9 protein-coding genes are annotated in these 12983 nt (G+C 63.7%); 5 read left to right on the top strand and 4 right to left on the bottom strand.

The genetic code is table 11. The annotated features are described in order from the left end of the window. Nucleotides 1–46: 46 nt before the first annotated feature. The 3 genes from FXB40_RS33370 to FXB40_RS33360 form a co-directional block, all read right to left on the bottom strand. Nucleotides 47–1669: an inorganic phosphate transporter gene (locus FXB40_RS33370; RefSeq protein WP_148776534.1), complete on the bottom strand. Its 1623-nt coding sequence runs from the start codon at nucleotides 1667–1669 to the stop codon at nucleotides 47–49. A 115-nt stretch (nucleotides 1670–1784) separates the two neighbouring features. Further along, nucleotides 1785–3227 carry a UdgX family uracil-DNA binding protein gene (locus FXB40_RS33365; RefSeq protein ID WP_148776533.1) on the bottom strand — a complete coding sequence of 481 codons (1443 nt, stop codon included), beginning with the start codon at nucleotides 3225–3227 and terminating at the stop codon, nucleotides 1785–1787. After that, on the bottom strand, nucleotides 3227–4462 hold the full coding sequence (locus FXB40_RS33360; RefSeq protein WP_148776532.1) for a putative DNA modification/repair radical SAM protein: 1236 nt from the start codon (nucleotides 4460–4462) through the stop codon (nucleotides 3227–3229). Before FXB40_RS33360 ends, FXB40_RS33365 begins: the two co-directional genes overlap by 1 nt. A 163-nt stretch (nucleotides 4463–4625) precedes the next feature. Between FXB40_RS33360 and FXB40_RS33355 the strand changes: the two genes are divergently transcribed. The 4 genes from FXB40_RS33355 to FXB40_RS33340 all read left to right on the top strand — a co-directional run bounded on the left by FXB40_RS33355 (nucleotide 4626) and on the right by FXB40_RS33340 (nucleotide 11104). Then, complete coding sequence (locus tag FXB40_RS33355) at nucleotides 4626–5411, top strand: ImuA family protein (RefSeq protein WP_148776531.1); 786 nt, start codon at nucleotides 4626–4628, stop codon at nucleotides 5409–5411. Next, nucleotides 5311–6891 (top strand): Y-family DNA polymerase, encoded by a 1581-nt coding sequence (locus FXB40_RS33350; RefSeq protein WP_187437319.1) that lies wholly within the window; start codon nucleotides 5311–5313, stop codon nucleotides 6889–6891. Before FXB40_RS33355 ends, FXB40_RS33350 begins: the two co-directional genes overlap by 101 nt. After that, entirely contained in the window at nucleotides 6888–10265 is a 3378-nt protein-coding gene (locus FXB40_RS33345; protein ID WP_148776530.1) for an error-prone DNA polymerase, read from the top strand. The genes FXB40_RS33350 and FXB40_RS33345 overlap by 4 nt, the downstream gene beginning before the upstream one ends. A gap of 137 nt (nucleotides 10266–10402) precedes the next feature. Further along, nucleotides 10403–11104 carry a hypothetical protein gene (locus FXB40_RS33340; protein WP_148776529.1) on the top strand — a complete coding sequence of 234 codons (702 nt, stop codon included), beginning with the start codon at nucleotides 10403–10405 and terminating at the stop codon, nucleotides 11102–11104. A 31-nt stretch (nucleotides 11105–11135) separates the two neighbouring features. Here the strand turns inward: FXB40_RS33340 and FXB40_RS33335 are convergent, their stop codons facing one another. Beyond that, entirely contained in the window at nucleotides 11136–11423 is a 288-nt protein-coding gene (locus FXB40_RS33335; RefSeq protein ID WP_148776528.1) for a hypothetical protein, read from the bottom strand. A gap of 112 nt (nucleotides 11424–11535) precedes the next feature. On the opposite strand from FXB40_RS33335, the gene FXB40_RS33330 reads away from it, so the two are divergent. Continuing rightward, the gene (locus FXB40_RS33330) at nucleotides 11536–12939 is read left to right on the top strand and encodes a CoA transferase (RefSeq protein ID WP_148776527.1); all 1404 of its coding nucleotides are present in this window, start codon (nucleotides 11536–11538) and stop codon (nucleotides 12937–12939) included. Nucleotides 12940–12983: the final 44 nt, after the last annotated feature.

Raw genomic sequence — 12983 nt, 5'->3', positions numbered from 1 at the left:
GGCCCGTGCATCGCACGGGCCCATTGTCTTTGTGTGATGCGATCTCTTAGAAGACGTGAGAGAAGAAATAGTACAGCGAGCCCGAGATGATCATCGCGGCCGGAAGGGTCAGCACCCAGGCCATGGCGATGTTGCGGATCGTGGCCCATTGCAGACCCGAACCGTTGGCGGCCATCGTGCCCGCGATGCCTGACGACAGCACGTGGGTGGTCGACACCGGCAGGCCGTAAATGTCGGCGGCGGCGATGGTGGCAGCCGCTGTGATCTCGGCGCAGGCGCCCTGTGCGTAGGTCAGGTGCGTTTTGCCGATCTTCTCGCCGACCGTCACGACGATGCGCTTCCAGCCGACCATGGTGCCCAGCCCAAGCGCGATGGCGACCGCGATCTTCACCCAGCCGGGGATGAACTTCGTGGCGCTGTCGAGCGAGCCCTTATACGCGTTGAGCACAGCGACGTCGGCGGCGTTGAGCTCGGCTTCCTTGTCCTTCATCAGGAAGCGGAGCGCTTCCGAGGCGAGGTACATGTCGTTGCGGGTGTTGCCGACGACGTCCGCCGGAACCTTCGCCAGTGAGCCGTAGGTCGTCACCTGCTTGGCGATATCGCGCACGAGCACGGCAAGCGACGGGAACGTGCCGCCGTTGACTTCGCGCGTGGCGACGTAGCTGGTCACCGCGGGCCGCGGATTGCCGAGCACGTTGTAACCGGCCGCCTTGCCCTCGATGATCTTGCTGGCCGCGTCCGAGTTCGTGACGAAATGTTCGATCTCGGTCGCCGGCAGCGCGCGGTTGAGCGCATAGGCCGTCGGCACGGTGCCGATCAGGATCAGCATGATGAGGCCCATGCCTTTCTGGCCGTCGTTCGAGCCGTGGAAGAAACTCACCAGCGTACAGGTGAGGATCAGGATGCCACGGATCCACCACGGCGGCGGCTGGTCGCCCTTCGGCTCGCCGAACAAAGCTGGCGTGGCGCGCAGCAGCACGCTGCGCAGGATGTACAGCAGGATCGCGGCGAGCGCGAAGCCGAACAGCGGTGACAGCAGCAACGCCTTGCCGATGTTGGTGGCCTGCGACCAGTCGACGCCCGAGGTGCCGCTGCGGCCATGCAGAACTGCGTTCATGATGCCGACGCCCATGATCGAGCCGATCAGGGTGTGCGAGCTCGAGGCCGGCAGGCCGAAATACCAGGTGCCGACGTTCCAGATGATGGCGGCGATCAGAAGCGCAAACACCATGGCGAAGCCGGCGCTGGAGCCGACCTGAAGGATCAGCTCGACCGGCAGCAGCGAGACGATGCCGAACGCGACTGCGCCCGAGGACAGCAGCACGCCGAACAGGTTGAACATGCCGGACCACACCACGGCGATGTTGGCGGGCAGGGAGCGCGTGTAGATGACGGTCGCGACCGCGTTGGCGGTGTCGTGGAAGCCGTTCACGAACTCGAAGCCGAGCGCGATCAAAAGCGCGACGAAGAGCATGAGGAAGGGGGCGATGCTCTTGACCTGCGTGCCGGTCGCATCGACGTCGACCCAGATGCTGTAGGCAACGAAGAGCAGCGCCGCAGCGATGACTCCCATATAAATGATGCCGGTCAGCGGATGGAATCCGCCTTCAAGGTCTGGCCCCTTACGCAAGGCCGGCTCGATGGAGCCGGGTAAAGCAACGTCACTCATCGGAATTCTCCTGTCCCAATGCCTCCGATTTTGCGCGCGGCGTGTGACAGCCAGTTGAAATGGTTGAAAAACTATTGATAAGGCGGAACTTTTCCACCGCCTGCTGCGGAGGGCGTCAGGCGGCGTGGGCGGATTTCTTCTGCATACCGGCGGCGATCTTCAGGTCTTCAACAAAGCGCTGATATTCCAGCACCTTGGCTTCCGGATCGGGCAGCCGAAGCAGATAGGACGGATGCACCGTCACCAGAGCCTTGCGTCCGTCGGGGAGGTCTATGAGCCGGCCGCGGGCCTTGCCGACAGGCGTGATCTTGCCGAACACGCTTTGCGCGGCGGTGGCGCCCATCGCCACGATGAGCTCGGGCTGGATTGCCGAAACTTCCCGCTCATACCATTGCCGGCAGGCTTTGATCTCCGGCGTTGCCGGTTTCTGGTGCAGGCGGATTTTTCCGCGAGGCAGAAATTTGAAGTGCTTCACGGCGTTGGTGACATAGACCTTCTTGCGATCGACGCCGGCTTCCGCGAGTGCACGGTCGAGCATCTGTCCGGCCGGGCCGACGAAGGGATGGCCGGCGAGGTCTTCCTTGTCGCCGGGCTGCTCGCCGACCAGCATGATGGTGGCGTCCTTCGGGCCTTCGCCGAACACGGTCTGCGTCGCGTCCTTGTAGAGCGGGCAGGCGCGGCAATGCGCGGCCTCCTCGCGAAGCGCGTCGAGATCGTTGGCGGCAGTCTTGCGTGTCATCGGAGCCTCCGGCCGCCTCTGAGGCTTGTGCGGATCGGTTGCGGCATTGGCGATCATGGCGCCGGTCATGCGTTCGGCGTCCTCGATCAGGGGCTTAATGATCGAGGTCTCGGGCAGGTTCCTCCAGTATTTCTTCGGCATCTCCGTCTGCATCGCCTTCACCTTCAACCGCGCCGGATTGAAGATGCTGGCGTAGTAGCGCCGCCAGGTTTCCTCCAGCCGGTCTTCGCCCGGCGCCTCGTTCTTGCTCACGCCCGGCGTGAATGTGAGCGCGTGGCCATCCCAATGCGCGCAGAGATCGGGCGTCAGGATCGACCAGGGCATGTCGGCAAAGCGCTTGGCGAAGAATGGCGCGGCGAGCTCGACGATGTGATGCTCCGGCTCGAACCAGGCGACGTAATGCGCGGCACGCTCGCGACCGATCTCGCGGAAGCGCACGAAGGCGTGCATCTTGTGCTCGTCGCGATGGACCGCTCTTGCCATCGCCGTGACTTGCGCGACGTCAGGATCGGTCGCGACCTCGACGAGATCGTGATTGTCCTTCAGCCGAAACAGCAGGCGATAGAGGATCGCAAAGCGCTGGGAGTCGCGATGCAGGATGGCGGCCTGGGCGAGGTCGACGAATTTTGCCGACACGTTGAAGGTGCCGTCGTTCACCTCGAGGATCGGAGACGGCGCAGGCGGTGCGAACAACTCGGCTTCGCCGCCTTGCACGGCCCAGGTGACATCGGTGGGCTTCACATGATGAAGCACGAGCGTGCGGGCGACTTTGCGCCAACCGTCGAAATCGGTTTCGGTGTCGAGGATGATGTACTGCATCAGAATCCAAACCCCAGTTGTGTTGCTTTCGGCTTGAACCGTTCGATCAGCCGCGCCTCGTCGAGGCGATGCGGCATGGGCCGGTGATCGCTGAGCACGATGAACGGCATCGCCTTGTTGCGGGGCACATGCAGCCGCACGAGATCGGAGAGACGGATCGTGGTGGTGCGCCGCGTGGCGATGATGCGCTCGACCGCCTTGGTGCCGAAGCCCGGCACGCGCAACAGCTCCTCGCGGCTGGCGCGGTTGACGTCGAGCGGAAAGCGGTCGCGATGGCGCAGCGCCCAGGCGAGCTTTGGATCGATGTCGAGTGGCAGCATGGCGCTGTCGTCGACGATCTCGCCGACATCGAAACCGTAGAAGCGCATCAGCCAGTCGGCCTGGTAGAGCCGGTGCTCGCGCAGCAAGGGCGGCTGTACCAGAGGCAACGCGCGGCTGGCATCGGGGATCGGGCTGAAGGCGGAGTAATAGACGCGCCGCAGCCGGTAGGAGCCGTAGAGATTGGCGCTGGTGTGGAGGATGGTGTGGTCGTTCGCGCCATCTGCGCCGACGATCATCTGTGTGCTTTGGCCGGCCGGCGCGAAACGCTGCGGCTTTGCTTTCGTCTTTGTGCTGTGATTGTCCTCGGCTTCGTCCAGCTTCAGCCGCAGCCGGTCCATGGTGCGGCGGATTGCGCGTACGTCCTTCTCGGGCGCGAATTGCTGCAGGCTGGTCTCCTCAGGCATCTCGATGTTGATGGAAAGACGATCGGCATATTTGCCGGCCTCCGCGATTAGCGCGTCGTCGGCCTCCGGAATGGTCTTGAGATGGATGTAGCCGCGGAAGTGATGCTCCTCGCGCAGTTTTCGCGCGACGCTGACCACTTGCTCCATCGTGTAGTCGGGGCTGCGGATGATGCCGGAGGAGAGAAATAGACCTTCGATGTAATTGCGCCGGTAGAAGTCCAGCGTCAGCTTGACCACCTCGTCGATGGTGAAGCGGGCGCGCGGCACGTTGGAGGAGGCGCGGTTGACGCAATAGAGGCAGTCGTAATTGCAGGCGTTGGTGAGCAGCACCTTGAGCAGCGAGATGCAGCGTCCGTCCGGCGCGTAGGAATGGCAGATGCCCATGCCGGGCGCGGTCGAGCCCATGCCCTTGCCGTCGCTGGAATCCCGCTTTTCGGTGCCGCTGGAGGCACAGGAGGCGTCGTACTTGGCGGCATCCGCCAGGATCTCCAGCTTGCGTTGCACGTCCATCCAGGAATCCCTTTGATTCAGTTCATGAATCCGGATGAGCACCAATTCGATTGACTCCCCGGCCGCCGTTAGCTTTATATTAGAACATATCATGAACAAATGAGCCAGCCGCAGGTTCTTATTTTTGAAAACCTCGGCAATCACCTCTGAAGGAGCGGCGAGCATGAGCGGCGCACGTATCAGCGCGCTTGCGACCTTGCGCAGCCAGATCGAACGGATCGAGACGGCGGAGGTCGTGCACCATCACGACCGCGTCGCGCTCGGCCACCGCGAGGTGGACCACGCCTTGAAAGGCGGGCTCGCACGCGCGGCGATCCACGAGGTGTTTTGCGAGGGGCGTCAGGGCGCGGCCGCGACTGGCTTTGTCACCGGGCTTGCGGGCCGCGTCACGATGCGCCGGCCGCTCCTGTGGGTGCGGCAGGATTTTTCGGAACTTGAAACCGGCGCGTTGTCGATGAGCGGGCTCGCCGAGCTCGGCCTCGATCCGCGCCGCGTGGTGATGGTGCGCGCCGCTGACGTGGAGAGCGCGCTGCGCACCTCGGCCGATGCGCTCGCCTGCGATGCGCTCGGCGCCGTCGTGCTCGAGCTCTGGGGTGAGACGAGGCAGTTCGATCTCGTGGCGAGCCGCAAGCTGACGCTGGCCGCGCAATCGTCCGGCGCCACCGGCCTCCTGTTGCGGATGGCGGCGCAGCCGCTGCCTTCGACCGCAGAGACACGATGGATGCTGCGCGCCGCGCACTCACCACCGGGGCCGATGTGGAGTGCCTGGGGCGCGCCGCGTTTCGATGTCGAGCTGTTGCGTAACCGTCATGGCCCGTGTGGCCGGTGGATCATGGAATGGAAGTGTGATGAGTGCCAGTTCTCTGAACCGTCGGCGTATCCTCAGCCTGTGGCTGCCGCGCCTGCCCATCGATCGGATCCAGCGGTTCTTCAACGGCGCGTTGGGTGAGCCCAGCATCGTCGTCATCAAGGACAACAATGCGCTGGTGATCCATGCGCTGGACGAAGCCGCCGAGCGGCTCGGTCTGTACATCGGCCAGCCGCTGGCGAATGCGCGAGCGATGTGTCCGGACTTGAAAGTGTTCGACGCCGATGTCGTGGCCGATGCGAAGACGCTGAGCGACATCGCCGATTGGTGTGACCGCTTCACACCGCTGGTGGCGCTCGATCCGCCGCACGGGCTGTTCCTCGACATCAGCGGCTGTGCGCATCTGTTCGGCGGCGAGGCTGCGCTGTTGCAGACGCTGGTTCGGGCGCTGGCGCGCCAGGGTTTTGCGATCGGCGCCGCGATCGCCAGCACCTCCGTCTGCGCGCGCACGCTGACGCGGCAAGCTACGGGCAGCATCGTCGCCGATGGTGGGGAGGCCGCGGCGATCGACCGGTTTCCGGTGTCCGCGCTTGGTGCGGACGAGACGATCACCACCGGCCTGCGCCGGGCCGGGCTGAAGACGATCGGCGAGGTCGCCTCGCGCAACCCGAGCGAAATCACGGCGCGGTTCGGCGCACGGTTCTCCACGCTGCTCGCGCATGCGCTGGGGCAGGGCGATGCGCCGATCAGCCCGCGAAAACCGCTGCCCGATTACATCGTGGAAAAGCGCTTTGCCGAGCCAATCGCGACCGACACCATGATTGCGATGACGCTGTCGCGGCTGGCCGAGACGCTGATCGCCTCCATGGAGAAGCAGGGCAAGGGCGCGCGACGCCTGGAAGCCGCGTTCTTCCGTACCGACGGCGTGGTGCGCGCGATCATGGTCGAGACCGGACGTCCCGTGACGCGAAGCGTTGTGATCGACCGGCTGTTTCGCGAGCGTCTCGATGCGCTTGCCGATCCTCTCGATCCCGGCTTCGGCTTCGACATGGTGCGCCTGTCGGCGAGCCGCACCGAGATCATGGTGCAGGAGCAGCGCGATCTCGACGCTCATGTCCATGACAATGACGAGCTCGCCGCGCTGATCGACCGCATCGCCGCACGCATCGGCGGAAAGCGCGTCGTCGTGCATCTGCCGCAGGACACGCATATTCCGGAGCACGCGGTGCTGGCCGCGCCCGCGCAGCATCATCTCGCCGCCGCCATGCAGGCCGAATGGCCGGTGCGCGCCGAGAGCGAGCCGCCACTGCGTCCTCTGCGGCTGTTCGACAAGCCGGAGCCGGTCACAGTTCCGTTCGCAACCGTGCCTGATGGGCCGCCGCATCAATTCACCTGGCGGCGCGCCAAACATGCGGTGGTGCGGGTGGAAGGACCCGAGCGCATCGCGATGGAATGGTGGCGGCAGGACGGCAAGCAGCTGACGCGGGATTATTTCCGAATCGAGGATGCCGAGGGCCTGCGCTTCTGGATTTTTCGCGATGGTCTTTACGAGGGGGAGGTGTTCGACGGCGACGGCAAGCCCGCTCCGCCCCACTGGTACGTGCACGGTCTCTTCGCATGATTACGCCCGCTTATGCCGAGATCGGCATCACCACCAATTTCTCCTTCCTGCGCGGCGGCTCGGATCCGCGCGCCTATGTGCATCAGGCCAGCAAGCTCGGTATCCCCGTGATCGGCATTGCCGATCACAACACGCTGGCCGGCGTGGTGCGCGCCTGGAAGGAGCTCGACAATGACAAGGTGCTGCACAAGCCAAAGCTGCTGATCGGTACGCGCATCGTCTTCATCGACGGCACGCCCGACATTTTTGTCTATCCGCGCGATCGCGCCGCCTATGGCCGGCTGTGCCAGCTTTTGACCCGGGGCAAACGCGGCGACGACATCACGCGGATCGAGAAGGGTGAATGCCATCTCAGCTTCGCCGATCTGCTGGAGTTTTCGGAAGGTCAGTTCCTGGTCCTGACGCTGCCGCATCGTTTCGAATTCGAGCAGGCGCTGGAAATTCTCGCAAAACTCAAAGCCAGCCGCGCCGAAGGCGTGTGGCTCGCCGCAAGCCTGATCTATCGCGGCGACGACCGCCGCCGCCTGTCGCGGCTCGATGATCTCGCAGCCAAAGCAGGCGTGCCGCTGCTTGCGACCAACGAGGTGCTCTATCACGATCCCGGCCGCCGCCCGCTGCAGGACGTGCTGACCTGCATCCGGGAAAAGACCACGATCGAGGCGGTCGGACGCAAGCTGGAAGCCAATGCCGAACGCTTTCTGAAGACGCCCCGCGAGATGGCGCGGCTGTTCCACGATTTCCCCGAGGCTGTCGCGGAGACCATGCGCTTTTCCGACAAGATCGACTTCTCGCTCGATCAGCTCAAATACCAATATCCGGATGAGCCGGTGCCGCCGGGCAAGACCGCGCAGGGGCATCTGGAGGATCTGACCTGGGCGGGCGTCGACACATATTTTGGTGGGAATATCGACGACAAGCTGCGCGCCACCCTCAAGAAGGAGCTCGCGCTGATCGCCGAGCTGAAATACGCGCACTACTTCCTCACCGTGCACGACATCGTCCACTACGCGCGCAGCCAGGACATTCTGTGCCAGGGACGGGGATCGGCGGCGAATTCGGCCGTGTGCTACGTGCTCGGCATCACCTCGGTCGACCCGACCAAGGTCGATCTGCTGTTCGAGCGCTTCATCTCCAAGGAGCGGCTGGAGCCGCCGGATATCGACGTCGATTTCGAGCATTCGCGTCGCGAAGAGGTGATGCAATATGTCTATCGCCGTTACGGCCGCCACCGCGCCGCGATCATCGCCACCATCATCCATTATCGCCCGCGCAGCGCCATCCGCGATGTCGGCAAGGCGCTGGGCCTGACCGAGGACGTCACCGCCGCGCTCGCCGACACCGTCTGGGGCAGTTGGGGTAAGGGCCTCAACGACATGCAGGTCAGGCAGGCCGGGCTCGATCCCCAAAATCCCATGATCAACCTCGCGGTCGAACTCGCGACCGAGCTGATCGAATTCCCGCGCCACCTTTCGCAACATGTCGGCGGCTATGTGCTCACGCAGGACCGGCTCGACACCTATGTGCCGATCGGCAACGCCGCGATGGACGACCGCACTTTCATCGAATGGGACAAGGACGACGTCGACGCGCTCAACATGATGAAGGTCGACGTGCTCGCGTTGGGCATGCTGACCTGCATCCGCAAGTGTTTTGACCTGATAGCCGATCACAAGGGTGAGCGTTACGAACTTGCGGATATCAAGGGAGAGGATGACGACGAAGTCTATCAAATGCTGCAGCGGGGCGAGTCGCTTGGCGTATTCCAGGTCGAGAGCCGCGCGCAGATGAATATGCTGCCGCGCCTGAAGCCGCGGACCTTCTACGATCTCGTCATCGAGGTCGCGATCGTGCGTCCGGGGCCGATCCAGGGCGACATGGTTCATCCTTACTTGAGACGGCGAAACGGTCTGGAAAAGGTGAGTTATCCGTCTCCGTCGTCAGACCATGGCGACAAGGACGAGCTTTATAATGTGCTGCACAAAACGTTGGGCGTGCCTCTGTTCCAGGAGCAGGCGATGCGCATCGCGATCGAGGCGGCGAAATTCACCTCCGAGGAGGCCAACGGTCTGCGCCGCTCGATGGCGACCTTTCGCAATGTCGGCACCATCGGCCAATACGAGGAAAAGCTGATCGGCAACATGGTCGCGCGCGGCTATGATGCAAACTTCGCTAGAAGCTGTTTTGACCAGATCAAGGGCTTTGGCTCCTACGGTTTCCCGGAGAGCCATGCCGCGAGCTTCGCCCAGCTCGTCTACATCTCCTCATGGCTGAAATATCATCACCCCGATGCCTTCTGCTGCGGCCTCCTGAACTCGCAGCCGATGGGCTTTTACGCGCCGGCGCAGATCGTCGGCGACGCCCGCAAGAACGGCGTCGAGGTGCGCGAGATCGACGTGTCCTACAGCTTTGCGCAGAACACGCTGGAGAATACGGACGACAGATATTGCGCTGTTCGTCTGGGTTTTCGTCAGATCGACGGCTTTCATTGGCTCGATCCGGATGAGGAGTTTCTCAAATCGGAGCAAGCGAAGCGGCAGGGCAAGGAATACGTCAGCCCGAAAGACTGGGCCGATCTTGTCATCGACGCCCGCAATTGCGGCCCCTTCACCTCGCTCGAAGATTTTGCCCGCGACACCGGCCTGCCGAAGCGCGCGCTGATCCTGCTGGCGGACGCTGATGCATTCCGCTCGCTCGGGCTCGACCGCCGCGAGGCACTGTGGCAGGTGCGGCGACTGCCTGACGACGTGGCGCTGCCGCTGTTCGAAGCAGCCACCGCGCGCGAGCAGCCGGATGAGCAGGCCAAGCCGTTGCCGGTGATGCCGCGTCCCGAACAGGTCGTCGCCGACTACCAGACCATCCGGCTGTCACTCAAAGGCCATCCGATGGAATTCTTGCGCGAGATGTTTTCGCGCGAGCGGATCGTCGCCTGCAAGGAGATCAGTCACGAGAACGAACGGCGCCGCGTCCGCTGCGCCGGCGTGGTGCTGGTGCGGCAGCGGCCGGGCAGCGCCAGCGGCGTGGTATTCATGACGCTGGAGGACGAAACCGGCATCGCCAATGTCGTGGTGTGGCCCAAGGTCATGGAGCAGTACCGCAAGGAGGTGATGGGCGCGCGCCTCATCGAGGTACAGGGCTATATCCAGAGCAGCCCCGAGAAGGTGACGCATCTGATCGCCCAGCGCATGATCGACCGCTCGCACGATCTGGTCGGCCTCGCCAACGATGCCCTGAGCCGCAAGCCTCCGGTGCCGGCAGGCGCTGACCTGATCGAGCCGCTCAACGACGACCGCCGCGACCACGCGGACATGCCGGCGCAAAAAATCCGCCACCCCCGCAACGTCCGCATCCTGCCACCGTCGCGGGATTTCCATTGAGGAGTCATGAACGACCGCAGGGATCGGCTGATCCCGCTCAACGATCAATACGATTTGAATAAACTCTCTAAGCGACCCGAAAGCGAGATGCGCCTATATCCTTCGCGTGTGCCCGATTTGGACATGAGGGGTGATGTTTGCAGCAACTGGAATCGCCGCAACGATCACGCGGCCTCGCCGTCGCCGCAAAGCCGGATCGAAGACCCCTCCTCGTCGATAGGCTGGGCCTCTGGTTCTCCAAGAGCAGCACGATCGACGGGCTGTGGATTGGCACGACCGAAAGCAAGCCTTACCCGGCGCTGCGTCGCGTGGAGGACGCCCTCCAGCTCACCAAACGTTACGACACACTCAACTATTTCCGTATCACCCGCAATCTCGACCGAATATGGGTGCATCTGCTCCCCAGCGGCCAGGCGCACTATGATCGGTCATTGAACGCCTGCACCCTCGATGAACGTTACGTTCTCAACGAGACAAAGACGCTCGAGCAGATCGCCTCTACCATCGTTCATGAAGCGACCCATGCCCGCTTGGAAGGATGGGGCATCCAGTATCTCGAGGCGATGCGGATCCGGATCGAATCGATCTGTCTCCGGCGCGAGTTGAATTTCCTCGCGAAGCTGCCTGACAGCGAGCCCTTGCAGGATGAAATTGTGCGTGCGCTCGAGTGGTGTGCCAGCGATCCTGACTTTTACTCTGACAAGAACTTTTGGTGGCGACATCAGGAAGGCGAGGTGGAAACCTTGCGCTACCTGAACGTCCCGAACTGGCTGATCAGATGGGCGATGTGGCTCATCCACAGACGGCGCCAGCGAGCGTCTGTGTCACCGGAGTCTTAGGTCTTCGGTTACGGCTCCCCAATGCGTGCCCTCACTCCGGCGCCGCCCCCACCGGCGGCCCGCCGGGCGGACGATGCAGGAAGGTCAGCGACGCATAGGCGCCGACCCAGGAGCCGATCGCCGCGAAAGCGACATAGAAGGCGTTTTCGGTGTAGCTGATCACCGCGTAAGAGGAGAGCAGATACCAGACTGCGCTCCAGTTCGCCGCCGGCACGCGCTTGCGCGCAATCACGGCCGAGGTGAACATCACATAGACTGCGTCGGTGGCCGCCGTTGCGACGAACACGGCGCCTGCGGTGAGGGGGTCGATGGCGGCCATTGCATTTCCTCATGTGCTCATGAATGGTCGCAAGGCTACAGCATGATCCGGAAAAGTGCGCAGCGGTTTTCCGAAAAGGTCATGCTCAAGTCTGAAAGGGAGAGAAGAGGCCATGCAAAGCCCCGCCGACATTCTCAAGGGTATCTGGACCTCCGCCGGTGGCGATAAAGCTGCCCTTGAGCGCGTGCGCCTGACCGGCGACGAGCCGCAGATCCCGTCCTCGTTCCGTGTCGCCGTCGCCGGGCAAACAACGATCGCCGCCGCAGGGCTAGCCGCCGCCGAAATCTGGCGGCAACGCAGCGGCGAGGCGCAGGACGTGAGCGTCGACATGCGCCACTCCGTCGTCGAATGCCGCTCCGAGCGCTATCTGCGCCTCGACGACAAGCCGCCGCCACCGGCCTGGGACGCCATCGCCGGCGTCTACAGAACCGGCGACAACCGCTTCGTCCGCTGCCATACCAACTTTAGGCATCACCGCGACGCCGTCTGCAAGGTGCTTGGCTGTGTGCCCGAGCGCGAGAAGGTGCAGGCCGCGCTGATGCAGTGGAAGGGCGAGGATTTCGAAACCGCGGCCTATGCCGCAGGCGGAGTCGTCGCTCTGATGCGTTCTTACGATGAATGGTCGGTGCTGCCGCAAGCGCGCGCACTCGCCGAGCTGCCGCTGATTTCGATCGAGAAGATCGGCGATGCCGCGCCGAAACCGTGGTCCAAAGGCGATCGCCCGCTCGCTGGTCTTCGCGTGCTCGATCTCTCCCGTGTCATTGCAGGTCCCGTCGCCGGCCGCACGCTCGCTGCGCACGGCGCGGACGTGCTGCTCGTTTCAGGGCCCGACCTGCCGGCCATTCCCTGGCTCACCATCGACACCGGCCGCGGCAAGCTCACCACCTTCATCGAGCTGAAGAGCGAGGCGGGCAGGGCGCAGATGCGCACGTTGTTGAAGGACGCCGACATCGTCTCTCAAGGCTATCGCCCGCGCGCGCTCGCCACCCTCGGCTTCTCGCCTGAGCACGCCGCGGAGATCAATCCCGGCATCGTCTACGTCGCGCTGTCGGCTTACGGCCATGCCGGCCCATGGGCCGAGCGGCGCGGCTTCGATTCGCTGGTGCAGACCACGACCGGCTTCAACGACGCGGAAGGCAAGGCTGCCGGCATCGACGGTCCCAGGGAATTGCCGGCGCAGATGCTCGATCACGCCACCGGCTATCTGATGGCGTTCGGCGCGATGATGGCGAGGGCGCGTCAGGCCGTCGAAGGCGGCAGCTGGCACGTGCGCGTGTCGCTGGCACAGACCGGACGCTGGCTGTGGAATCTCGGCCGGCTCGAAGGCGGTCTCGACACCCCGGATCTTACGGGCGAGGCTGTACATGCAGCGTTCATGGAAACCGTGTCATCTGGCTTCGGCACGTTGACGGCGGTGCGCCATTCGGCCGTGCTGTCGCGGACGCCGGCGCAATGGAGCCGTCCGGCCATGCCTCTCGGCAGCCATCCGCCGCAATGGCCGGCGAAGCTGACGTGAAGCTGACGTGTCGCAAAATTTTAACGCAAACCGAAGGACGGCCA

This window comes from Bradyrhizobium rifense (assembly GCF_008123425.1).
Taxonomy (GTDB): Bacteria; Pseudomonadota; Alphaproteobacteria; order Rhizobiales; family Xanthobacteraceae; genus Bradyrhizobium; species Bradyrhizobium rifense.
The sequence above is the reverse complement of the archived record's forward strand: the minus strand, read 5'-3'. Positions and strand labels throughout refer to the sequence as shown.